The sequence below is a fragment of the Mycobacterium malmoense genome (assembly GCF_019645855.1).
Classification (GTDB): domain Bacteria; phylum Actinomycetota; class Actinomycetes; order Mycobacteriales; family Mycobacteriaceae; genus Mycobacterium; species Mycobacterium malmoense.
On record NZ_CP080999.1, the window covers coordinates 1,042,796 to 1,064,923 of the forward strand.

A 22,128-nucleotide genomic window follows, 5' to 3' on the forward strand; every position below is an offset into this window, starting at 1 on the left:
TGCTTAGGTTCCGTTGGCCCCGCTGCTTCCGTGGGTGCCGACGATCGCCCCGCCGGCGCCGCCGACGGCGCCAGCGCCGGGGGTGCCATCGGCGCCGGAAACCGTGCCGGTCCCACCGGTCCCGGCGTTTCCGCCGCCACCGCCATTCCCGCCGTTGCCGGCCTGCTGCGCGCTTCCGCCGCCACCGCCGGCACCGCCGTTGGCGCCGTTGGAACCGTTGCCGTCATCGGCGCCCTGTTGGCCGTTGCCGCCGTTACCCCCGTTGCCCCCACCGCCGCCGGAGCCGCCGGTGCCGCCGTCGCCGATCACCCCGCCGTTTCCGCCGGCCCCGCCCGCCCCGCCGAGGCCGCTGACGCCCGCGTTGCCTCCGACGTTGCCGGCGCTCGGGCCGTTGCCCCCGTCGCCGCCGTTGCCGGCATTGCCGCCGGTTCCGCCGTTGCCGGCGTCGCCGCCGCTGCCCAACAGGCCGGGGGCGCTGCCGCCGGCCCCGCCGGTTCCGCCGTTGCCGGCGTCGCCGCCGTTACCGCCCACACCGGCTGTGGTCGCGTTGTGACCGCCGGTTCCGCCGTCCCCGCCGTCGCCGCCGTTGCCCGCGCCGCCGCCGGCACCGCCGTTGCCGCCGAACACGAGGCCGCCGCGGCCGCCGTCGCCGCCGTCGCCACCGCTGCCGCCGTCGCCGCCCGTACTGCCGGGACCGCCGGTTGCGTGACTGCCGGTCTGGCCGGTGCTGCCGCTGCCGCCGCTGTTGCCGGCGCCTCCGTTGCCGCCGTCGCCATAGAGCAGCCCGGCGTTGCCGCCGCTGCCGCCGTTGCCGCCGCTGCCCCCGTTGCCGCCTGCTGAGTTGCCGGTCGGGGTGCCGACGGTGTCGCTGTTGCCGGGCTGACCGAGACCGCCCTGACCGCCGCTGCCGCCGTTGCCCCACCACGCGGCGTTGCCGCCGCTGCCGCCGTTGCCGCCGCTGCCCGCGGTGCCGTTGTTGGTGTTGTTGGCGGTGCCATCGGTGGTGGCCCCGCCGTCCCCGCCGTTGCCGCCGGCCCCGCCGTTGCCGATTCCCCGGGCGGCGCCGCCGGCCCCGCCGTTGCCACCGGTGCCGGCGGTGGAGTCGGTGAAGGTACCGCCGGTGGTGACGCTCCCGCCGTTGCCGCCGGCACCGCCGGTCCCGCCGTTGCCGTAGATCCAGCCGCCGTCCCCGCCGGTCCCGCCGTTGCCGCCGGTGCCGCCGTCCACCACGGCACCGTGGCCGCCGTGGACCGTCCCGCCGGTGCCTCCGGACCCGCCGGCGCCGCCGGCGCCGATCAGCCCGGCATTCCCGCCGGACCCGGCGTTACCGCCGGCACCCGCGGGACCGCCAAGGTTCAACTGGTTCCCGCCCGTGCCGCCGTCGCCGCCGGTCCCACCGCTGCCGAACACCCACGCCCCGGACCCGCCGGCACCACCGGTCCCACCGGCGCCGGCGCTCCCGGAGTTGCTCTGGGTTCCGCCGTCCCCGCCGATACCGCCGGCGCCTCCGGTGCCGTAGAGCAATCCGGCCGACCCGCCGGCCCCACCGCCGCCGCCGGCGCCGGCGATGCCGGCAGAGCTGCCTCCGCCGTCTCCGCCGATACCGCCGGTCCCGCCATTGCCGAACAGCAACCCGCCGGTTCCGCCGCCGCCGCCAGCGCCGCCCGGGCCGCCGCCGGAGCCGCTGTCGGAGCCGGCGCCGCCATCGCCCCCGGTCCCGCCGGTCCCACCGGTGCCGAACAGGCCGGCGCGCCCGCCGTCCCCGCCAGTGGCGCCGAGCCCGGTGGTCGAGCTGTTCGCGCCCGACCCGCCGTCTCCGCCGTTGCCGCCGTTGCCGGCCGCGCCGTCTAGCCACCCGGCGTTCCCGCCGGTCGCACCGGCGCCGCCGTTGCCGCCGGCTTGGCTGGTGCCGTCCTGCGCTACGCCTTCGCCCGAGCTGCCGGCACTGCCGCCGTTGCCGCCGGCGCCACCGGTACCGCCAGCGCCACCGGTACCGCCATTGCCGACCAGGAAGCCGCCGCTCTGGCCGGCACCGCCGGCCCCACCGGCGGTGGCCAGGCCGCCGTCACCGCCGTTGCCACCGTTGGTGCCAGAGGAAGTTTGGGACCCGGTGCCGCCGTTGCCGCCGTCACCGCCGTTGTTGCCGTTACCCCCGTTGCCGCCGGCACCGCCGTTGCCGGCGAGTAGACCGCTGTGCCCGCCCGCGCCGCCGGCACCGGCGATGCCGCCGTTGCCGCCGGCACCGCCATCACCGCCAAGGCCCGCGTTGGGAGGCAGCGTGGGGAAACCCTGTCTGGTGACGCTGCCGCCGAGGCCACCACCGCCGCCTGCGCCGGCGCTACCGGCCGCGCCACCCTGACCACCGTTGCCCGCTAGCAGGGCGCCGCTGCCGCCGGCACCTCCGGCGCCCGCATTGCCGCCGGCCCCGCCGTTACCGGCGGCGCCACCATTCTGGGAAGAGATGGAGTTGTCACCCTCGCCTCCGGCGCCGCCAGCGCCGCCGGTGCCGCCGTCGCCGCCATGGCCGCCGGCCCCACCGTTGCCGGCGAGGAGACCGCCGTGCCCGCCGGCCCCGCCCGCGCCGCCGCTACCGGCGTTGCCCGCATCACCGCCGTTGCCGCCGGGTAAATTTTCGCCCACCGATGCGGAAAAGCCGCTGCCGCCGTCTCCGCCATCGGCGCCATTGCCGGCGTCGCCGCCGCTGCCGCCGTTGCCATACAGCAGCCCGCCATTGCCGCCCGCTCCGCCGTTGCCGCCGTTGCCGCCGTTGGTCCCGTTGCCGCCAGTACCGGATCCGGCCGACGTGCCTGCTGCGCCGTCCGTGCCGCTCCCACCGGCACCGCCGTCGCCCCACAGCCCGGCGCTGCCGCCGATACCGCCGCTGCCACCACTGCCGCCGGCGATGGTGGCCGCACCGCCGTTGCCGCCCAAACCGCCGCTGCCATACAGCCACCCGCCGTTGCCGCCGTTGCCGCCGTTCGCACCCGCTCCCCCATCGCCCCCGTTCCCGCCATTGCCGATCAACCCCGCAGACCCGCCGTTACCACCGGTGCCGGTCGTTGGGGAAAAGCCGTTGCCGCCATTGCCGTACAGCAATCCGCCGGCCCCGCCGTTCGGGTTGGTCGATGTCCCGGCAGCACCGTTGCCGATCAACGGACGCCCCAGCAGCGTCTCGGTGGGCGCATTGATGGCGTTGAGCAGACCCTGCTGGGCGTTGGCTGCCTCGGTGCCGAGGTACGCGCCGCCGGCATTGTTCAAGGTCTGCACAAACTGGTCGTGAAACACCGTCGCCTGCGCGCTGAGCGCCTGATACGCCTGGCCGTACTCGCCAAACAGCGCCGAGATCGCTATCGACACCTCGTCGGAGGCCGCCGCTTCCAGCTGGGCCGTCGGGCCCACCGCCGCCGCATTCGCGGTGCTGATCGCCGAGCGGATCCCGGCCAAGTCGGTCGCGGTCGTCGCTATCAGGTCCGGCGCTGCGATCACAAACGACATGTCTGACCTCCCGAGTCGGCGCGAGCTTAGCGTGGCCCCCAGCACCGCGTCCGGCATTTGGCACAGACCACAGGGCGTTCGCGGCAAGGACCAAGCATCAATGACCAGCGGTCATAAGTTGATTTACGCTGGCGTCGATTGGCTGACGAGCCGGACGTTCGGTTCTTTCCTTGTCCCAGCTGATATCTCGGCGCCGGGTCGATGATTTCGCGGCCGGTTGTCAACCCGGAGACCCCGCAAGCCCGCCGCGCGTGCTGGCGTGGTCACGGGCGGCGTTGCGGTAGTGCACGGCAACGCCAAATCGCTTGTGCCGGCCCGGTGCGCCGGACGCCGGGTGCTCGATCTTGCCGGTGGGCTGTTGCCATTCGACCTAGGCAAGCCTCGGTGCGATTCACCTGGCGACCGCCCAGCGACTCGGCACCGATCTTGGCCGGCTGTGCACATACGATGACCGCATGCGCGACGCCGACGAGGCACTCGGCATGGCCGTGATCGCCCCGTCTTGATCAGCGGCCGTCTACGAATTTGCCCGCTCTTTCACGACTATCGCTAAGCTGCCGCGCCAGCCGGTCGGTGAACTCGGCGACCCGCGCCGGGCTGTCCAGCGCGAACAATGCGGCGGTGGCACGGTCACCATCCTCGTTGTGCCGCACCAGGATTGGGACACCATCCGGGCGCACAGCGTCGAACGCGTCCTCGTCGGTGATGTCGTCGCCGACATAGATCGGCACCAGCGGGCCCGGGTCGGCGTCATGCAGGTGGTCCATCACCCAGCGGAGGGTTTTTCCCTTGTCCCAGTCGATATCCGGGCGCAGCTCGACGACTTTGCGGCCCGTCGTCACCCGAAGCTCATCCCGCTGACCCGCCTCGTGCACCGCAGCGGTCACTTCGCCGACGCGGTCGCGGGCCGCGTTGCGGTAGTGCACGGCAACGCCAAACCGCTTGTGCTCCACGAGAATTCCGGGAATCGAGCCGAGCCGGTCGCGTAGTTCGGCGGCCGCCTGCTCGAGCACCGGGATGGCCGCGGCCGCGGCGTCGTTTTGGTGGTGCGTTCCGTCGGGTGCGGTCAGCTCGAAACCATGGCTGCCGGCATACCAGATGCCGGGCAGGCCGAGACGTTGCGTCACGTCGGCGAGGTCGCGTCCGGACAGCACGGCGACCGGGCATTGCTCGGCCAGCTTCTGTAGGGCCTCGACCGCGCCGGCGACGGGCCTTGCCGCGTCCGGGTCGTCGACGATGTCCGAGAGCGTGCCGTCGAAGTCGAAGAACACGGCCGGCCGCCGGGCGACCAGGCCATCCAGGGCTTCCAACGCGTTGGGCAACTGCGACATCCGACGGTCCCCGGTGCGCACGGTGATCTCGCTCAGGTCGGCGACGACCGCGTCGGCGCCGACGCGCCGCAAGTCGCCGTCGCCGGTCCGGTCGACGCCGATGACCAACGCGAACCCGCCGTCGAGCGCGGCCCGGACGCCCGCCGCGTCGTTCGCGACGACGACGCACCGGCCCGGTCGCGCGCCCAGGCGATCGGCCGCCCCGACCAAGGCGTCCCGACAGTCACCGCCGGGCGAAAAGACGCCGGCGCCGACACCGACCCCGTGCAGTTGTTGGACCAGCGCTTCCGTAGGGTCCAGCGCGGCATCGAACAGCACCGCGTCGTGGCGGCGCGGGTCGATGGTGACCGGTTCCAACTTGCGCATGACCAACCTTCCTCGCCTGAACCCAGTCGCGGCGCAGGTGCCGGTAGTCACGGTAGTCAATTGCTGTGCTGACGTGAATCCAGCGCAGCCCACCCCATACTGCACGCCAGGCGGTCAGCCGCAGCCGAGGCCGGCCATGCCCGCAGAACCGTGAGCGGCCAGTACTGGCGCCGCTGTTGTTCTCGCGCGGGCATAGCCCGGCATGCTTGACCAGCGCATGGTCTCAGCCAAAATCGCCGCCGCCCCGATCGCGCTGGCTCCGGGGATGCTGTCGGCCACGTCGGCTAGCTCAAGCTCATCGAGAATCTCGAGCACCCAGCCGGCGCGCTCCAGGGCGGCCCGGCGCTGCGCGCTCACCCGGCACCAACTCCCGCAATCGGGCCAATCGCGCATTACGGCCTTTATCACCACGCGACAAAGCGCTACCCTGGACCGCGACGCCCTCCTGACTGTATTGGGACACCAAGCCCGTTAACGACATCAGGAGGACGTCTTTTTCACTCTCACCAACACGCGTATCGCTTGGGCAAGATCCTCCTCGATGCCGCCCGAGTTGGGCGGGCGTTTGCGTAAAGGTTCCGATGCTCGCGTTCGCCGTTCTTTTGCAATCGCAATCAGAGACCGCCCCAGCCGCTCACTCCGACCAGATTCGTGGCTTGGCAGTCGCCAACTTCAGCTCTGTGTGTTGTCAAGTGGACTCGCGTGGAGTGGAGAGAGAAACCAGGACGACAGTTCGTACGTCGTGAGTCATCATTACTGAGTCCACCCGGTTTTAGAGTCGGGTTTTTTGATCCGAATTCAGTTGATCTCGCAGGCCATAGGAGTGTGGGTGTGCCTATATGCCGCAGCGTATTCGGTCGGCGTGCGGTAACCCAGAGCCGAATGGTGGGTGTCGGTGACTATGTTCGTGCTTGAAGTCGCCAATGACCACGCGGGCCTCGAACGGGGTGTTCCAGTGGTTGCGGTTGAGGCACTCCTTGTGGCCGTTGACCCACGGGCATCCTGGTGGGATGTAGGCCAAGCCGGTCTTGTTCTCGCAGAACCGTTGCAGCGCTTGAGAAACCAGCTCCGGACGGGTGCGTTCGTCTATCATCGAGACGATCTTGCTGTCGGTGGTGGAGTCGAACTGGAAGTCGATCGCCCACAACCATATTCGGCGCGCCGGCCTCGATCGGAGGGACCGAGGACACCCCCGGCCGCGTCCGCGGCGATCGGGTCTTGACCTGGAGGCCTTCTTTGCGCCAGGGAATACGCCCGAGTTGACGCCGCCAATCTGCCGCGTCGTAAACTGTCGAAAAGCGCGTCGTAAACTATTCGAAAAGATGGTTGTGCCTATACCTCATCGCCGCGGCTCATCCACAAGTCCTGATCATCGCTTGGAATCGGCTGTTTTGATTCAACGCTTTAAGGGAGTCGAAATGACATTCAGGCTTACTCGCCATGGCGCTGCGATATTGGGTTGTGCTGCGGCGTTTGTTCTTTCTACTGCGGTTGCCAACGCTGATCCGCCTGACCCGCACCAGCCGGACATGACGAAGGGCTACTGCCCGGGTGGTCGATGGGGTTACGGCAATTTGGCCGTGTGCGACGGCGAGAAGTACCCCGACGGGTCGTTTTGGCACCAGTGGATGAAAACCTGGATAGCCGGCCCCCAGTTCTACTACGACTGCGTCGGCGGTGACGAACCCCTCCCGGGCCCGCCACCGCCCGGTGGCTGCAACGGGGCGATTCAGCCCGACCAGCCGGCCCCGCCCCCAACCTGATCTCGGGCGCCGTGGCCAGGCGGTGGGGCTGGCACAAGGCGCACGCCATCGCCAAAGCCGAAGGCCCCATGGTCAATCCCCAACGCACGCAACGATTATGGAAAGACGAACGGCTGCAACGTCCGACCAAGACCCGCAAACGGCCGGCCTGGGCCACAGTGCGGCGCCGGTAAACCGATTCCGATCGCCGACGCATCAGGTCGAATGGGAATGGACACCAGCGATCGCCCGTCAGCACCGCCCGGGTACGGTCACCGCGGACGCCCGCCCTCGTTGGGCGCCACCGGTAAGTGCGCGCGAGGCTCGCTTGCGGGGGCCGTTTTTCGTGAACAGCAGCACGGAGTCTCGGCTCAGCGCTTCCAGGCGCGCCATTCCCAGTTCGATACCAGCGGCAAGGCGCTCGATGTCGGACGCGGCGCGGTAGTCGGCGGTGATGCCGAATACCAGCTCATCGCCATAGCTCAGCACCGCGACCCCGGTGTTCAGCTGCAGGGTGGTCGGCGGGATCGGTAGCAAGCGCTCCACGGTTTGGCCCATCAGCCGTAGCCGATGGCGTGGCCCGGGCACGTTGGTGGCCAGAGTCACGATGTCGCTTTGCGGTAGCCGGGTTAGCAGTTGAAGTGCCTTGGCGCACAACACGGATGGCAGAAAGTCGGCGGCCTTGCTCCGGGGCTGCGTCTGGTTCAGCCGGCCATGCACCGCCCGCAGTCGCTGAATCGGATCATGCTGCTCGACGGGCAGATACGGCAGGGTAGCCGAGCGCGGCGGCGCCAGGGTGCGCAATGAGTCCGCACGTGGTTGTTCGCCGCGATGCAGCAGCATTTCCCGGAAGCCTTCGGTGACGACGGCGAGCGCAACGCCGTTGGTGCCGACGCCGAACTTGTGGCATACGCGGTCGACCACGGCCAGCGGCACGCGCACCGTGCTGTATCGCCGCATGGTGGTGGTCGGGCGGACAGTGCGCGCCGCTGGCCAGATCACCCCGATGGCGGTTGCGGCGTTCCCGGCCGTGCCGGTGACCGCGCGCGCCGCGACCCCGGCAGCCCACCCCAGGGCTTCGGCCCAACCCGGCCTGTGTGCCCGCGGTGGCAAAACCTCCTTGGCGCCAACGTGACTGGCGAAGGTATCGCCGTCGGCGTCGTCGCAAAGCCTGGCGAGCAGGTGGGCGGCCGAGTTGCCGTCGGCCATGCGGTGGTGGATCTTCATCAAGATCGCCCACCGGTTGCCTTTCAGACCCTCGATGACCCAGCACTCCCACAGCGGGCGGTCCGGGTCGAGGGGACGTTCCAGCGCGTGGGCGATGGCCCGGGACAGTTCGGCGTCATCGCCCGGGCGCGGAATCGCCACCCGACGCACGTGATGGGCGAGGTCGAATTGCGGATCGTCGATCCATTGCTGGTTGAACGGGTGCGCGCGCAATATTTGTGTGCACCGCGGTATCGACTGAATCCGTTCTGCCAGAAGCCGTTTCAGCAGCCGGCAATCGGGGACGGCGCCGTCGACGACGGCGACCGCGCCGGTCGCCAGGCTCGCGTGCTGATCGGGATCTTGAGCTTTGAGGAAAGCCGTATCCAGTGTCTTCGCCTGCGCCATGCCCAGCCCCCGCCGTCGTTTTTACCGTTGTACCAGTATCTGCGCGGCGCCTCATGCGCGGTAGCCTCCGCAGCGTTAAGACCTTGTTTAGGAGTTGAAGATCCGTTTAACAACCGTTGTCCTGAGCGGTGGTTAAATCGAACAAACATTCGATACACTGGCGGGTGTGGGCTGGTCTAATGGGCCGCCGAGCTGGGCGGAAATGGAGCGGGTGCTTGACGGCAAGCCGCGCCATGCCGGCGCGCCTGCGGAGCCCGAAGGGGAGGGTCCCCTGTCGCGCATGCGCGGGAAGTACCGCCCGCCGGATGACACCCGGCCGGCCCGCTCGTCCGTCGCTCATCCCGTCGCGTATGCCGAGCTGCACGCGCATTCGGCGTTCAGCTTTCTCGACGGGGCCAGCACGCCGGAGGAGCTGGTCGAGGAGGCCGCCCGGCTGGGCCTGCGCGCCCTAGCGCTGACCGACCACGACGGCCTGTACGGGGCGGTACGGTTCGCCGAGGCGGCCGCCGAACTCGACCTGCGCACCGTGTTCGGCGCCGAACTGTCGCTGGGCGGCGAGGCCCGCACCGAGCGGCCCGATCCGGCCGGCCCGCACCTGCTGGTGCTGGCCCGCGGCCCCGAGGGGTACCGGCGGCTGTCGCGGCAGCTGGCCGCGGCGCACCTGGCCGGCGGGGAGAAGGGCAAGCCGCGCTACGACCTCGACGCGCTGACCGAGGCGGCCGGCGGGCACTGGCACGTCCTGACCGGGTGCCGCAAAGGCGCTGTGCGCCAAGCGCTTTCCGAGGGTGGTCCGGACGCGGCGGGGCGGGCGCTGGCCGACCTGGTGGACCGGTTCGGCGCCGATCGGGTCAGCGTCGAGCTGACCCAGCACGGGCAGCCGCTCGACGACGAGCGCAACGCGGCGCTGGCCGCCCTCGCGCCGCGCTTCGATGTCGGCGTGGTCGCCACCACCGGGGCGCATTTCGCGGGGCCGTCGCGGCGCCGGCTGGCGATGGCGATGGGCGCGATCCGGGCCCGGCAGTCCCTGGACTCCGCCGCGGGGTGGCTGGCCCCGCTGGGCGGCTCGCACCTGCGGTCCGGCGAGGAGATGGCCCGGCTGTTCGCGCAGCGGCCCGACGCGGTGACCGCCGCCGCCGAACTCGGCGAGCGGTGTGCGTTCGGGCTCGACCTCATCGCACCGCAGCTGCCGCCGTTCGACGTGCCCGACGGGCACACCGAGGACAGCTGGCTGCGGCACTTGGCCATGGCGGGTGCGCGCGACCGCTACGGAACGCCCGAGAGCGCCCCCGAAGCGTACGCCCAGATCGAGCATGAGCTGAAAGTCATTGCGCAGCTGACGTTTCCCGGATACTTCCTGGTGGTGCACGACATCGCCCGGTTCTGCCGAGACAACAACATCCTGTGCCAGGGCAGGGGATCGGCGGCCAATTCCGCCGTCTGCTACGCCCTCGGCGTCACCGCGGTGGATCCGGTGGACAACGGGCTATTGTTCGAGCGCTTCCTGTCGCCCGACCGCGACGGGCCGCCCGACATCGACATCGACATCGAGTCGGACCAACGGGAAAAGGTCATCCAGTACGTCTACGACAAATACGGTCGCGACACCGCCGCCCAGGTCGCCAACGTCATCACCTACCGGTCGCGGATCGCGGTGCGCGACATGGCCCGCGCCCTGGGCTTCTCGCAGGGGCAGCAGGACGCGTGGAGCAAGCAGATCGGCCACTGGAACGGGTCGGCCGATTCACCGGAAATCGAGGGCATTCCCGAGCCGGTGATCGATTTGGCGAACCAGATCCGGAATCTCCCGCGGCACATGGGCATTCACTCCGGCGGCATGGTGATCTGCGACCGCCCGATCGCCGATGTGTGCCCGGTGGAGTGGGCACGCATGGCCAACCGCAGCGTCCTGCAGTGGGACAAAGACGATTGCGCGGCAATCGGTTTGGTGAAGTTCGACCTGCTCGGGCTGGGCATGCTCTCGGCGCTGCACTACATGATCGACCTGCTGGCCGAACACAAGGGCATCGAGGTGGACCTGGCCAAGCTGGACCTCTCCGAGCCTGCGGTGTACGAGATGTTACAGCGCGCCGATTCCGTCGGCGTGTTCCAGGTGGAGTCGCGCGCGCAGATGGCCACCCTGCCCAGGCTCAGGCCGCGGGAGTTCTACGACCTGGTGGTCGAGGTCGCGCTGATCCGGCCCGGCCCCATTCAGGGCGGGTCGGTACACCCCTACATTCGGCGGCGCAACAAACTCGACAAGGTCGACTACGACCACCCGTCCATGAAACCGGCGCTGCTAAAGACGTTGGGAGTCCCGCTGTTTCAGGAACAGTTGATGCAGCTCGCGGTCGACTGCGCCGGCTTCACCGCGGCCGAGGCCGACCAGCTGCGCCGCGCCGTGGGCTCCAAGCGCTCGGCCGAACGTATGCGCCGGCTGCGCGGCCGGTTCTACGATGGCATGCGCAGGCTGCACGGCGCCCCCGACGAGGTGATCCACCGGATCTACGAAAAGCTGGAGGCCTTCGCCAATTTCGGCTTCCCCGAAAGCCACGCGCTGAGTTTCGCGTCGCTGGTGTTCTACTCGTCGTGGTTCAAGCTGCACCACCCGGCGGCGTTCTGCGCCGCTTTGTTGCGCGCCCAGCCGATGGGCTTCTATTCGCCGCAGTCGCTGGTGGCCGACGCGCGCCGGCATGGTGTCGCGGTGCACGGGCCGGACGTCAACGCCAGCCTGGCGCACGCCACCCTCGAGAATGTCGGGACGGAGGTCCGCCTCGGCCTGGGCGCCGTCCGCCACATCGGCGGCGACCTCGCGCAGCGGCTGGTCGAGGAGCGAAAGGCCAACGGCCCGTTCGCTTCCCTGCTGGACCTGGCATCCCGGCTGCAGCTTTCCGTGCCGCAGACCGAGGCGCTGGCGACGGCCGGGGCGCTGGGCTGCTTCGGGATGTCGCGGCGGGAGGCGCTGTGGGCGGCCGGGGCGGCCGCCACCCAACGCCCGGACCGGCTGCCCGGGGTGGGCTCGTCGTCGCACATCCCGGCACTGCCGGGGATGAGCGGGCTGGAGCTGGCCGCCGCCGACGTGTGGGCCACCGGCGTCTCCCCGGACAGCTATCCGACGCAGTTCCTGCGGGCCGACCTGGACGCGCTGGGCGTGGTGCCCGCCGGGAAGCTGCTCGGCGTGCCCGACGGCGACCGCGTGCTGATCGCCGGCGCGGTCACCCACCGGCAGCGGCCCGGGACGGCGCAGGGGGTGACGTTTCTCAACCTCGAGGACGAGACCGGGATGGTCAACGTGCTCTGCACGCCGGGGGTGTGGGCGCGACACCGCAAGCTGGCGAACACCGCGCCCGCGCTGCTGATCCGCGGGCAGGTCCAAAACGCCAGCGGCGCAATCACCGTCGTCGCCGAGCGGTTAGGCCGCATCTCCCTGAGGGTCGGCTCGAAGTCTCGCGACTTCCGTTGACCCCGCTGTGCCGAGCGTGCGCAGAATGCCAACAATCCTCGGCGTGTCGTGTGCAAACACGCACGCTCGGCGAGAAGAGCTAGGCGGGCGTCGTCCACACCTTGGTCGGGGTGATCGTCAGCCGGGTGCTGTAGGAGCCCATCGCCTCGGTCAGGCCGAATCTCTCGGCTTCCTCGCCGTACTTCGCCCAGTACGGCTCGTCCTTTCGGCAGTCGACGTCGGTGGCGTCCACCGCCGCGATGCCGGCGATGACGATGATCCCGCCGCCGTTGCCGTCGGAATCCAGGTTCAGGCTCACCTGGGGACGCGCCTTGATGTGGGCGACCTTGGCCGCCCGCGGCTGGGAATACACCGTCAGCCCGGCGCCGTCAAAGTAGAACCAGACCAGCCGCGGGACCGGTTGCCCGGACTTGGCGACGGTGGTTAGCCACCCGTAGTGGTCGGACGTCAGCCTGCTGGAAACCTCTTGTGTCAGTTCGACGCTCATGAGGGCAAATGTAGTCTCCACACATGACCCTCAACCTGTCCGTCGACGAAGTACTGACCACCACCCGCTCGGTCCGCAAACGCCTCGACTTCGACCGGCCGGTGGGCCGCGACGTGCTGATGGAATGCCTCGAACTGGCGCTGCAGGCGCCCACCGGTTCCAACGCGCAGGGCTGGCAATGGGTGTTCGTCGAGGACGCCGGCAAGAAGAAGGCGATCGCCGACATCTACCTGGCCAACGCCCGCGGCTATCTCAGCCTGCCCTCGCCGGAATACCCCGAGGGGGACACGCGTGGCGAGCGGATGGGCAAGGTCCGCGATTCCGCGACCTATCTCGCCGAGCACATGCACGAGGCGCCCGTGCTGATGATCCCCTGCCTGGAGGGCCGGGTGGAGCGGGCGCCGCTGGGGCTGAGCGCGTCGTTCTGGGCCTCGCTGTTCCCGGCGGTCTGGAGCTTCTGCCTGGCGCTGCGCTCGCGGGGGCTGGGCACCTGCTGGACCACGCTGCACCTGCTGGACGACGGCGAAAAGCGGGCGGCCGAGGTGCTGGGCATCCCGTACGACACGTACAGCCAGGGCGGGCTGTTCCCGATCGCCTACACCAAGGGCACCGACTTTCGCCCGGCCAAGCGGCTGCCCGCCGAGCGGGTCACGCACTGGAACGCCTGGTAACCAGCGTGTGCTCGAAGGTGCGCAGAATGCCGCTTACTCGCGGCGTGTCGTGTACAGACACGCACGCTCGCGAAGCTGAGAGCGGCCGCTAGACCGCTCCCGCGTAGGCGTGCTGGCGCCAGGCCTCGTATACCGCGATCGCCGCGGCGTTGGACAGGTTCAGCGAGCGCCGGCCCGCCAGCATGGGGATGCGCACCCGCTCGGTGATGTGCGCGTCGGCCAGGGTCGCCGCGTCCAGCCCGTCGGGTTCCGGCCCGAACATCAACACGTCGCCGGCCCGGTAGCCGATATCGGCAAACGAGGTGGTCGCGTGCGTGGTGAACGCGACCACCCGCGCGGGCGCCAGCGCATCCCACGCAGCCTGCAGCGACGCGTGCACGGTGACCGAGGCGAGGTCGTGGTAGTCCAGGCCGGCCCGCCGCAGCTTGGGTTCGGACAGGTCGAAGCCCAGCGGCTCGACCAGATGTAATTCGGCGCCGGTCGCCGCCGCCGTCCGGATGGCGTTGCCCGTGTTGGGCGCGATGCGCGGGGTAACGAACATCAGCTTGAACATCTGCCGATCATGACAAAGCCAACCCGGGCCCTCCCCGCCGCGTGTTTGCCAGGGTCGCCCGCCGGCGTAGGGCACCGCCCGGGCGGGCTCTGTCTGCTCAGTAAGGATTCTGGTGGGCTGGGCCACGGGCTGTCATACTCGTCGGATTGCCACGTTTACACGCTCGCGCCCCTCTGCGCGGCGCGGGGCAGGTGCGAATAAAGCAGGAAGTCTCATGAGCCTCTCGTTTCACCGAGCGCTGGCCGGGCTGCCGGCCGCTAGCGCGTGACCATGTTCACCCGCCCGGCCAATCCGGCCGAGGCGGCCCCACCCGAGTCCACACACGCCCCCACCGCCGAGGCGGCGCCGGCCAAACGTCCACCGGCCTGGTCGCCGACCAACTGGCCGGTCCGCTACAAAGTCTTGGCGATCGTGCTGGTGCCGCTGGTCTTGGCGACGGCTTTCGGCGCCTTGCGCGTCAGGGACGCGATGGCCAATTCCGGCGGCCTCAAGCTGGCCGCCGCCCGCGCCGACGTGCTGCCGGCGATCACCAAATACATGTCGGCGTTGGACGTCGCCTTGCTGGCCGGCTCCACCGGACGCGACGTCGAGGGCGCCAAGAAAAACTACGAGGCCCGCAAGTACGAGCTGCAGACGCGGCTGGCCGACACCGACGTGACCCCCGACGTCCGATCGGGGGTGAGCACCCTGCTGAACGGCGGCCAGGGGCTGCTGGACAAGGTGGCGGACAACAGCATTGGTTTGCGGGACCGGGTGACCACCTACGCCCCGATCCTGTTGACGGCCGAGGACGTCATCAACGCGTCGGTGCGCGTCGAGGACGAGCGGATCCGCGCCGAGGCGCAGGGATTGAGCCGGGCGGTCGGCGCCCGCGGGCAGATGACGATGCAGGAAATCCTGGTGACCCGGGGCGCCGACCTGCCCGAGCCGCAGTTGCGGACTTCGATGATTACCCTGGCCGGCACCGAGCCGTCGACCCTGTTCGGGATGAGCGAAGTGCTCGGCGCCGGGTCGCCCGACGCCAAGACGCTGCAGCAGCAAATGGTGACCCGGATGGCGATCATGTCCGATCCGGCCAGCGTGCTCGCCGACAACCCCGACCTGCTGCGCTCGATCCAGACCACCGACGGAATCGCCGAACAGATCGTCACCGACGCCACGGCGTCGGTGACCAAGTCGGTGCACGCCCAGGCCGCCGATCGCCGCGACGCCGCGATCCTCGACGCCGTCCTGGTGCTGGCCGCCATCGTGATCGCGTTGGGCATCGTGCTGCTGGTGGCGCGCGCGCTGGTGCGGCCGCTGCGCGTCCTGCGCGACGGCGCGCTCAAGGTCGCCCACACCGACCTTGAGGAGGAGATCGCCCGGGTCAAAGCCGGTGGCACCGAACCGATTCCGCAGCCGCTGCCGGTGTACACCACCGAGGAGATCGGCCAGGTCGCCCACGCGGTCGACGAGCTGCACACGCAGGCCCTGCTGCTCGCCGGCGACGAGGCACGGCTGCGATTGCTGGTCAACGACATGTTCGAGACCATGTCGCGGCGCAGCCGCTCGCTGGTCGACCAGCAGCTGGCGCTGATCGACCGGCTGGAGCGCAACGAGGAGGATCCCGAACGCCTCGACAACCTGTTCCGGCTGGATCACCTGGCGGCCCGGCTGCGTCGCAACAGCGCCAACCTGCTGGTGCTGGCGGGCGCGCAGCTCGCGCGTGACCAGCGCGAGCCCGTGCCGCTGTCGACGGTGGTCAACGCCGCGGTGTCCGAGGTCGAGGACTACCGCCGGGTCGAGATCGCCGGCCTGCCCGACTGCGCACTGATCGGCGCGGCGGCCGGCGGCGTCATCCACCTGTTCGCCGAGCTGATCGACAACGCCCTGCGCTACTCGCCGCCGACGACGCCCGTCCGGGTCTCCGCGGCACGTGGCGGCCTTCATGCCCAGGCCGGGGTGGTGCTGCGGATCGCCGACGCCGGCCTGGGCATGAACGACGCCGATCGGCGCATCGCCAACATGCGGCTGCAGGCCGGCGGCGACGTCACCCCCGACAACGCGCGCCACATGGGTCTTTTCGTGGTCGGCCGGATCGCCGCCCGGCACGGCATCCGGGTGGGGCTGCGCGGCCCGGCGGCCAACGAGACGGGTTCCGGCACGACCGCCGAGATCTACCTGCCGCCGACGGTGCTCGAGGGCGCGACCGTGGCCGGGCCGGCAGAGCCGCGGGGCGCCCGGGCGGGGGCCGTCTCGTCGCCGAGTGCCAAACTCGCCAGCGTGATCGCCCCGCCGGAAGCCGCCGGACCGCACGCCGCCGCGCTCGACACGGTGAACCAGAACGGTTCCGAAAACTCCGGACCGTCGGTCACGTTGTTGCCGCGCCGCAGCCCGGGTTCCAGCGGCATCACCGACGTTCCCACCCCGCCCACCGAGCAGCGGCCCCGCCGCGAGCTTCCCACTCCCTGGTGGGAGAGCGGGCAACAGGCCACGCAGGCGCCGGCCGCGGCGGCATCGGACACGTCGGCGTTTTTCGCCGCGCGGTCGAAAGACACTGGCAATCGGGCGGAAACCCCCGCCGTCAAGCCCGCGAGCCCGGCCGCCGGTCCCGGTGACGACGTGATCTACCGGCGGATGCTCGCGGAGATGCTGGGCGACCCGCACGACCTGGTCAACAGCCCGGACCTGGATTGGCAGTCGGTGTGGGACCGCGGCTGGACGCTGGCCGCCGAAGCCGAGGACAAGCCCGTCGAGGCGCACACCGCCAGACACGGGCTGCCGGTCCGCGAGCCCGGCGCCCGGCTGGTGCCCGGTACGGCCAACGGGACGGGCCTCGCCGAGCAGGACGAGGGCCAAGGATCCCATTCCGACCGGCAGCCCCAGCACGCGGCGGCGCTGCGCGACCCCGAGGCGGTCCGCGCCTCCTTCAGCAGCCATTTCGGCGGCGTGCGCAGTGGACGGTCGCATGCCCGCGAAACGAGTCAAGGGCCCGATCAGCAATGACGTCACCTGGCAACTCACTGGACTGGCTGGTGACGAAGTTCGCCCGCGAGGTCCCCGGGGTAGCGCACGCGTTGCTGGTGTCCGTCGACGGGCTGCCCATCGCCGCCAGCGAGCATCTCCCGCGCGAACGCGCCGACCAGCTGGCGGCGGTGGCCTCCGGGCTGGCCAGCCTTGCGACCGGCGCCGCGCAGCTGTTCGAGGGCGGGCAGGTGCTGCAGTCGGTGGTCGAGATGCAAAACGGGTACCTGCTGTTGATGCGCGTCGGCGACGGCTCGCATCTGGCCACGCTGGCGGTGACGTCGTGCGACATCGGCCAGATCGGGTACGAGATGGCCATCCTCGTCGAGCGGGTCGGCGGCGTCGTGCAGTCCTCCCGCCGGTCTGCTGCGCGGCACTCGTGAGGCGTGATGGACGAACCCGAGCCCCGGCCGCCCGCGCGTGAGGCGAACCTGGTTCGCCCGTACACCCTGACGGCCGGGCGGACCGACACCGGCGTCGACCTTCCCCTGGAAGCGCCCGTTCAGACCCTGCAGGCGGGGCTGGCTCACCGGTGGCCACCCAACGATGCGAGAGGCAAGATCATCCAACTGTGCGCCCAGGACTCCTCGAGGCCGTCGGTCGCCGAAATCTCGGCCCGGTTGGATTTGCCGGTCGGCGTCGCGCGCGTCCTGGTCGGTGATCTGGTGCTGTCCGGTTACCTTCGGGTGCATAGAACGTTGACCGAACACTCGACCCGCGATGAGCGCCACGAACTCATAGGAAGGACGCTGCGTGGTCTTAAAGCACTCTGACGCCGCCACCGCCTCGACGAAGATCGTCGTCGCGGGCGGGTTCGGCGCCGGCAAGACCACGTTCGTCGGGGCGGTTTCGGAGATCATGCCGCTGCGCACCGAGGCGATGCTCACCGACGCCTCGGCCGGCGTCGACCTGCTCGAGGCCACCCCGGACAAAAAGACCACCACGGTCGCGATGGACTTCGGCCGGATCACGCTGGACGAGGACCTGGTGCTCTACCTGTTCGGCACCCCGGGCCAGCGCCGGTTCTGGTTCATGTGGGACGACCTGGTCCGCGGCGCCATCGGCGCGATCGTCCTGGTGGACTGCCGGCGCCTGCAGGACAGCTTCGCCGCGGTCGACTTCTTCGAACACCGCAACCTGCCGTTCCTGATCGCGGTCAATGAATTCGACGGCGCGCCAAGGTATCCCGTCGACGCGGTGCGTGAGGCGCTGACGCTGCCCGGGCACATTCCGGTGATCACGGTCGACGCCAGGGATCGCCGGTCGGCGACGGACGCGTTGATCGCCGTGAGCGAATACGCGCTGGCCAGCCTGAGCGCGACCACGTAGCGGGGTCAGCGTAGAACGCCGACAACGCGGCGAGCCTGGCCATGTCGAACAGCCAGGCGCCGGGCGTGTGCGTGAAGTGGCTGTCCCTGGGGCTGAGCGGACCGGGCACCACCCAGGACAGCTGGTGGACCTTGGCGCCCAGGTAAGCCCCCGTCGACAGGCCGACCGCGCAGGTCGATTCATCGGTTTAGTGCCGCTTGAGCCGGATCTTCCACCACACGATGGCGCTGTAGACCACCGACAACACCGCTAACATTCCCATGTCGAATAGCCATGCGCTGGGCTTATGCGCCCAGTGCTGGTCCTTCGGGCTGGTGGGCCCCGCGACCAGCTTGTCGATGTTGACGGTGGACGCCGACGCGGAATAGCCCCAGCGTGCGGGCGTCGCCCAGGACAGCTGGTCGAGCAGGAACCGGTCGGTCACCCAGATCATGCCGCCGGAGAACACCAGCTGCGACATGATCGACACCACCAACAGCGGCATGATCTGGTCTTGCGACTGGGCGATCGCCGACAGGGCCATGCCCAGGATCGCCGCCGCCACACATGTCGCGGCGACCGTGACGAACAGCTCGACGCTGACCGCGAAGCTGCCGTTACCGAGCAGCACGGCGTCGGTGGGCGGAGCGCCCCAGCCGATGATCGTGATGATCGTCGCGATCGCCGCCTGGGCGATCGCGAACCCGCAGAACACGGCGACCTTGGCGCCCAGGTAGGCCCCCGTCGACAGGCCAACCGCCTGTTCACGCCGAAAGATGGGACGCTCGCCGACGAGGTCGCGGATCGTCAGCGCGCTGCCCATGAAGATGGCGCCGACATTGAGCATCACCAGGATCTGCCCCGGTTGGTCGGGGTTGTTACTCAACGGATCCGCAATGCCCAACCCGGTCTTGCCACGAACGGTCAGCGTCAGGACACCGATCAGGAACGGCAACAGGGCCAAAAACACCGTGTACCCGCGGTCGGAGACCACCAGCCGTATCTGGCGGCGGGCGATCGTCGAGAACTGGCGCAGCGCGTGGGTGTGGACCGGTTCGCCCAAGTCGGCCGGGCTGGATTCGGACGGAGTGACCGGCGGGGCGTGGTTTCCCTCCCGGAAGCGGCGGTTGGCCTCGTCCGGGTCGGCGCCCACCTGCGCGAAGATGTCGGCCCAGTTGGTGGTTCCCATGGCCGCCCCGATCTGGGCGGGCGGACCCAGGAACGCGGTCTTGCCGCCGGGGGCGACCAGCAGCAGCTGATCGCAGACGTCCAGATAGGACACGGAGTGCGTGACGACCACCACCACACGTCCGGCGTCGGCCAGCTGCCGCAGCATCATCATCACCTGGCGGTCCAGCGCCGGGTCCAATCCGGTGGTCGGTTCGTCGAGGATCAGCAGTGACGGCCCGGTGAGCAGTTCGAGGGCCACCGAGGCGCGTTTGCGTTGGCCGCCGGAGAGCTTGTCGACGCGGGTGTCGGCGTGTCTGGTCAGCTCGAGTTCCTCGAGGACCTGGGCGACGACCTGTTCGCGGTCGGCCTTGCTGGTGTCGGGCGGCAGCCGCAGCTCGGCCGCGTAGCCCAGCGCCTGCCGGACCGTCAGCTGCCGGTGCACGACGTCGTCCTGGGGCACCATCCCGATCCTGGACCGCAACGACGCGTACTCGGTGTGAATGTTGTGGCCCTCGAAGGTGACCGTGCCGGAGCTGGGACTGGTGTATCCGGCGATCAGCCTGACCAGCGTGGTCTTGCCGGCGCCGGAGCCGCCGACGATGGCGGTCAGCGTCCCGGGACGGGCGATCAGCGAGATGTGGTCGAGCAGTTCCTTGCCGTCGGCCCTGAAGCAGACGGAGTTCACCTCCAGGCCGCCGGTGCGTGTCGCCGCTTCGGTGCGGCGGACCAAGGTGCCGCGGGTGAACACCAGGTCGACGTTGCCGATGGTGACCACGTCGCCGTCGGCAAGCACCGCGGACCCGACCCGGACCCCGTTGACGAAGGTTCCGTTGACGCTGTGCGCGTCGCGGATCTCGGTGCCCAGCGGTGTCTGGGTCAAAAACGCGTGATGGCGTGACGCCAACACGTCCTGGATGACGATGTCGTTGTCGGTGGCACGCCCGATCGTGACCGAGCCGGCCGGTTTCTGCAGCGCCCCCGACCGCGACGGCAGCAGCGCCTGGAACACCTTGGTCGCCAGGTTCGCCACCTCGGGAGGCTTGGCGGCGCTGGGCGCCATCTCGGTGTGCGGGACCGCGGTGCCGGACATCTGCGAGTGGGGTGAGAAGTTGGGCGGCGGTGGCGGCGCGCTGGTCGGATACGCGGGCGGCCGGCCTCCACCGCTGGTCGGGTACACGGGTTGCCCGGGCGGCGCCGGCCGTGGGCCGGGATGGGCCCGCGGCGGTGGCGGCGAGGCCCAGTTCGGCGGGCGTCCGGCCGGGGCGGCGACCGCGGGGCCCGGTTGCCCCGACGCCTGCGAGGCGGACCACACCGTTCCGGCTGGTTGAGCCGCCACGGGTATGCCCATCGATTCGGTTTTGGGTGGGCGCCCGGCCATCCCTTGATGGCGCCCGACCTCGAACCTCAGCATGGGCCCGTCCGGGTTTCCGATGTTGACGCACTGGCCGTCGTGGATCTCGACCACTGGCACCCGGCGGCCGTTGACGAAAGTCCCGTTGAGCGAACCGTTGTCGATCGCCAGCCACCGGCCCTGGTCGAAGCGCAGCAAGAGATGGGCGCGCGAAATCAGCGGGTGCGTGATGCGCATGTCGGCCCGGAGATCGCGCCCAACCACCACGTCATGGCCCGCTGCGAAGGTGCGTTCCGACCCGTCGTGCCGAACGGTCAGCGCTGGCGGGGCTGGTGCAGTCATTGCACCAACTTTAGCTCGTAGACCCGCTATTCCCCGGTAGCGTCGGGCGCGCCGGTCACCACGCAGCGGGTGCGGCTGTAGATCGTGGGCATGCACCGATTGCAGTGCGTACACGCCGAATGCACGCTGTGCCGGGCGCCGTCGGCGGCGATGCGATTGATCAAGTCGGGCTCGGCCAGCAGCGCCCGGGCCATCGCGACGAACTGGAATCCCTCCGCCATCGCCAGGTCCATCGTTTCCCGGTTGGTGATGCCGCCGAGCAGAATCAGCGGCATCGTCAGCTCGGCGCGGAACAGCCTGGCGTCGCGCAGCAGGTAGGCCTCGCGGTAGGGGTACTCGCGCAGGAACTTCTTGCCCGTCATGCGCATGCCCCAGCGCAGCGGTGGCTTGAAGGCCCCGGCGAACTCCTTGATCGGCGCGTCGCCGCGGAACAGATACATCGGGTTGACCAGCGAGCTGCCCGCGGTGAGCTCGATCGCGTCCAGCCCGCCGTCGTCCTGCAGCCATGTGGCGGTGGTCAGCGATTCCTCGGTGCTGATGCCGCCGCGGACACCGTCGGCCATGTTGAGCTTGGCGGTGACCGCGATCCGGGCCCCCTCTTCGTCGACGGCGCGCCTCACCGCCATGACCAGGCCGCGGGCCACCTTCGCCCTGTTCTGCAGCGAACCGCCGAACTCGTCGCTGCGACGATTGATCAGCGGCGACAGGAACGCGCTCGCCAAATAGTTGTGGCCCAAATGGATTTCGACCGCATCGAAGCCGGCCTCGATGGCCAGCCGGGCGGCGTTGGCGTGCGCTTCCATCACGTCGTCGATGTCGTCGCGGGTCGCCTTCCTGGCGAACCGCATCCCGATCGGGTTGAAGAACCGCACCGGCGCCAGCGCGGTGGCCTTGTTGGACCTGGCGTTGGCCACCGGGCCGGCGTGGCCGATCTGGGCGCTCACCGCCGCGCCCTCGGCGTGGATGGCCTCGGTCAGCCGGCGCAACCCGGGCACCGCCTCCGGGCGCATCCACAGTCCGTTGCCCTCGGTGCGCCCGCCGGGGGAGACGGCGCAGTAGGCGACGGTCGTCATGCCCACCCCGCCCGCGGCTGGCAGCCGGTGGTACTCGATCAGGTCGTCGGTCACCAGCGCGTCGGGGGTGCGCGCCTCGAACGTCGCGGCCTTGATGATGCGGTTGCGCAGCGTTACCGGACCCAGCGTGGCCGGGCTGAACACATCCGGGGCATCGGGCAT

General features: G+C 70.1%; 17 protein-coding genes and 2 pseudogenes. 8 read left to right on the forward strand and 11 right to left on the reverse strand.

Annotated features, from left to right (window positions below):
• Positions 1-3 precede the first annotated feature (3 nt).
• Both K3U93_RS04970 and K3U93_RS25590 read right to left on the reverse strand, forming a co-directional pair.
• The gene (locus K3U93_RS04970; protein ID WP_220688582.1) at positions 4-3,495 is read right to left on the reverse strand and encodes a PE family protein; all 3,492 of its coding nucleotides are present in this window, start codon (positions 3,493-3,495) and stop codon (positions 4-6) included.
• A 160-nt stretch (positions 3,496-3,655) separates the two neighbouring features.
• Positions 3,656-3,829: pseudogene (locus tag K3U93_RS25590) on the reverse strand (trehalose-phosphatase); the annotation flags it as partial.
• On the opposite strand from K3U93_RS25590, the pseudogene K3U93_RS04975 reads away from it, so the two are divergent.
• Positions 3,827-4,001: pseudogene (locus tag K3U93_RS04975) on the forward strand (PIN domain-containing protein); the annotation flags it as partial. The pseudogenes K3U93_RS25590 and K3U93_RS04975 overlap by 3 nt on opposite strands.
• On the opposite strand, the gene otsB reads toward K3U93_RS04975, so the two are convergent.
• The 4 genes from otsB to K3U93_RS04990 all read right to left on the reverse strand — a co-directional run bounded on the left by otsB (position 4,002) and on the right by K3U93_RS04990 (position 6,339).
• Complete coding sequence (otsB, locus tag K3U93_RS04980; RefSeq protein WP_350355545.1) at positions 4,002-5,144, reverse strand: trehalose-phosphatase; 1,143 nt, start codon at positions 5,142-5,144, stop codon at positions 4,002-4,004.
• Positions 5,050-5,406, reverse strand: coding sequence for a transposase (locus tag K3U93_RS25430; RefSeq protein ID WP_350355546.1), 357 nt, complete (start codon positions 5,404-5,406; stop codon positions 5,050-5,052). Before K3U93_RS25430 ends, otsB begins: the two co-directional genes overlap by 95 nt.
• A complete protein-coding gene (locus K3U93_RS24710; RefSeq protein WP_071508995.1) occupies positions 5,307-5,549 on the reverse strand; it encodes a hypothetical protein in 243 nt (80 codons plus the stop codon). The genes K3U93_RS25430 and K3U93_RS24710 overlap by 100 nt, the downstream gene beginning before the upstream one ends.
• Positions 5,550-6,027: 478 nt before the next feature.
• On the reverse strand, positions 6,028-6,339 hold the full coding sequence (locus K3U93_RS04990; protein ID WP_071508994.1) for a hypothetical protein: 312 nt from the start codon (positions 6,337-6,339) through the stop codon (positions 6,028-6,030).
• Between the two features lie 271 nt (positions 6,340-6,610).
• Between K3U93_RS04990 and K3U93_RS04995 the strand changes: the two genes are divergently transcribed.
• Positions 6,611-6,955, forward strand: coding sequence for a hypothetical protein (locus tag K3U93_RS04995; protein ID WP_071508993.1), 345 nt, complete (start codon positions 6,611-6,613; stop codon positions 6,953-6,955).
• Positions 6,956-7,186: 231 nt separating this feature from the next.
• Here the strand turns inward: K3U93_RS04995 and K3U93_RS05000 are convergent, their stop codons facing one another.
• Positions 7,187-8,548 carry a wax ester/triacylglycerol synthase family O-acyltransferase gene (locus tag K3U93_RS05000; RefSeq protein ID WP_083012638.1) on the reverse strand — a complete coding sequence of 454 codons (1,362 nt, stop codon included), beginning with the start codon at positions 8,546-8,548 and terminating at the stop codon, positions 7,187-7,189.
• Between the two features lie 166 nt (positions 8,549-8,714).
• Between K3U93_RS05000 and K3U93_RS05005 the strand changes: the two genes are divergently transcribed.
• Positions 8,715-12,008: an error-prone DNA polymerase gene (locus K3U93_RS05005; protein WP_083012637.1), complete on the forward strand. Its 3,294-nt coding sequence runs from the start codon at positions 8,715-8,717 to the stop codon at positions 12,006-12,008.
• 79 nt (positions 12,009-12,087) lie between these two features.
• Here K3U93_RS05005 and K3U93_RS05010 read toward each other — a convergent pair whose 3' ends face one another.
• Positions 12,088-12,495 carry a TIGR03667 family PPOX class F420-dependent oxidoreductase gene (locus K3U93_RS05010; protein ID WP_083012636.1) on the reverse strand — a complete coding sequence of 136 codons (408 nt, stop codon included), beginning with the start codon at positions 12,493-12,495 and terminating at the stop codon, positions 12,088-12,090.
• A gap of 23 nt (positions 12,496-12,518) precedes the next feature.
• On the opposite strand from K3U93_RS05010, the gene K3U93_RS05015 reads away from it, so the two are divergent.
• On the forward strand, positions 12,519-13,166 hold the full coding sequence (locus K3U93_RS05015) for a nitroreductase family protein (RefSeq protein WP_083012634.1): 648 nt from the start codon (positions 12,519-12,521) through the stop codon (positions 13,164-13,166).
• An 88-nt stretch (positions 13,167-13,254) separates the two neighbouring features.
• On the opposite strand, the gene K3U93_RS05020 is transcribed toward K3U93_RS05015, so the two are convergent.
• Entirely contained in the window at positions 13,255-13,719 is a 465-nt protein-coding gene (locus K3U93_RS05020) for a tRNA (cytidine(34)-2'-O)-methyltransferase (RefSeq protein WP_071508988.1), read from the reverse strand.
• Between the two features lie 264 nt (positions 13,720-13,983).
• Between K3U93_RS05020 and K3U93_RS05025 the strand changes: the two genes are divergently transcribed.
• Genes K3U93_RS05025 through K3U93_RS05040 form a run of 4 tightly spaced genes read left to right on the forward strand, consistent with a single transcriptional unit; the run spans position 13,984 to position 18,051 of the window.
• A complete protein-coding gene (locus tag K3U93_RS05025) occupies positions 13,984-16,704 on the forward strand; it encodes a sensor histidine kinase (protein ID WP_083012631.1) in 2,721 nt (906 codons plus the stop codon).
• On the forward strand, positions 16,701-17,105 hold the full coding sequence (locus tag K3U93_RS05030; protein WP_071508986.1) for a serine protease inhibitor: 405 nt from the start codon (positions 16,701-16,703) through the stop codon (positions 17,103-17,105). Before K3U93_RS05025 ends, K3U93_RS05030 begins: the two co-directional genes overlap by 4 nt.
• Before the next feature lie 6 nt (positions 17,106-17,111).
• On the forward strand, positions 17,112-17,495 hold the full coding sequence (locus K3U93_RS05035; protein WP_071508985.1) for a DUF742 domain-containing protein: 384 nt from the start codon (positions 17,112-17,114) through the stop codon (positions 17,493-17,495).
• Entirely contained in the window at positions 17,476-18,051 is a 576-nt protein-coding gene (locus K3U93_RS05040) for a GTP-binding protein (protein ID WP_083012629.1), read from the forward strand. The genes K3U93_RS05035 and K3U93_RS05040 overlap by 20 nt, the downstream gene beginning before the upstream one ends.
• A gap of 187 nt (positions 18,052-18,238) precedes the next feature.
• Here the strand turns inward: K3U93_RS05040 and K3U93_RS05045 are convergent, their stop codons facing one another.
• Positions 18,239-20,893 (reverse strand): FHA domain-containing protein, encoded by a 2,655-nt coding sequence (locus tag K3U93_RS05045; RefSeq protein ID WP_083012626.1) that lies wholly within the window; start codon positions 20,891-20,893, stop codon positions 18,239-18,241.
• Between the two features lie 26 nt (positions 20,894-20,919).
• Positions 20,920-22,128, reverse strand: a complete 1,209-nt coding sequence (locus tag K3U93_RS05050; RefSeq protein WP_083012624.1) for an NADH:flavin oxidoreductase — start codon at positions 22,126-22,128, stop codon at positions 20,920-20,922.

Coding starts and splice junctions, on each gene's coding strand:
- K3U93_RS04970 (WP_220688582.1), bottom strand. CDS start 3,495: ATGTCGTTTGTGATCGCAGCGCCGGACCTGATAGCGACGACCGCGACC.
- K3U93_RS05010 (WP_083012636.1), bottom strand. CDS start 12,495: ATGAGCGTCGAACTGACACAAGAGGTTTCCAGCAGGCTGACGTCCGAC.
- K3U93_RS05045 (WP_083012626.1), bottom strand. CDS start 20,893: ATGACTGCACCAGCCCCGCCAGCGCTGACCGTTCGGCACGACGGGTCG.
- K3U93_RS05030 (WP_071508986.1), top strand. CDS start 16,701: ATGACGTCACCTGGCAACTCACTGGACTGGCTGGTGACGAAGTTCGCC.
- K3U93_RS05035 (WP_071508985.1), top strand. CDS start 17,112: ATGGACGAACCCGAGCCCCGGCCGCCCGCGCGTGAGGCGAACCTGGTT.
- K3U93_RS05015 (WP_083012634.1), top strand. CDS start 12,519: ATGACCCTCAACCTGTCCGTCGACGAAGTACTGACCACCACCCGCTCG.
- K3U93_RS05020 (WP_071508988.1), bottom strand. CDS start 13,719: ATGTTCAAGCTGATGTTCGTTACCCCGCGCATCGCGCCCAACACGGGC.
- K3U93_RS04995 (WP_071508993.1), top strand. CDS start 6,611: ATGACATTCAGGCTTACTCGCCATGGCGCTGCGATATTGGGTTGTGCT.
- K3U93_RS05050 (WP_083012624.1), bottom strand. CDS start 22,128: ATGCCCGATGCCCCGGATGTGTTCAGCCCGGCCACGCTGGGTCCGGTA.
- K3U93_RS05000 (WP_083012638.1), bottom strand. CDS start 8,548: ATGGCGCAGGCGAAGACACTGGATACGGCTTTCCTCAAAGCTCAAGAT.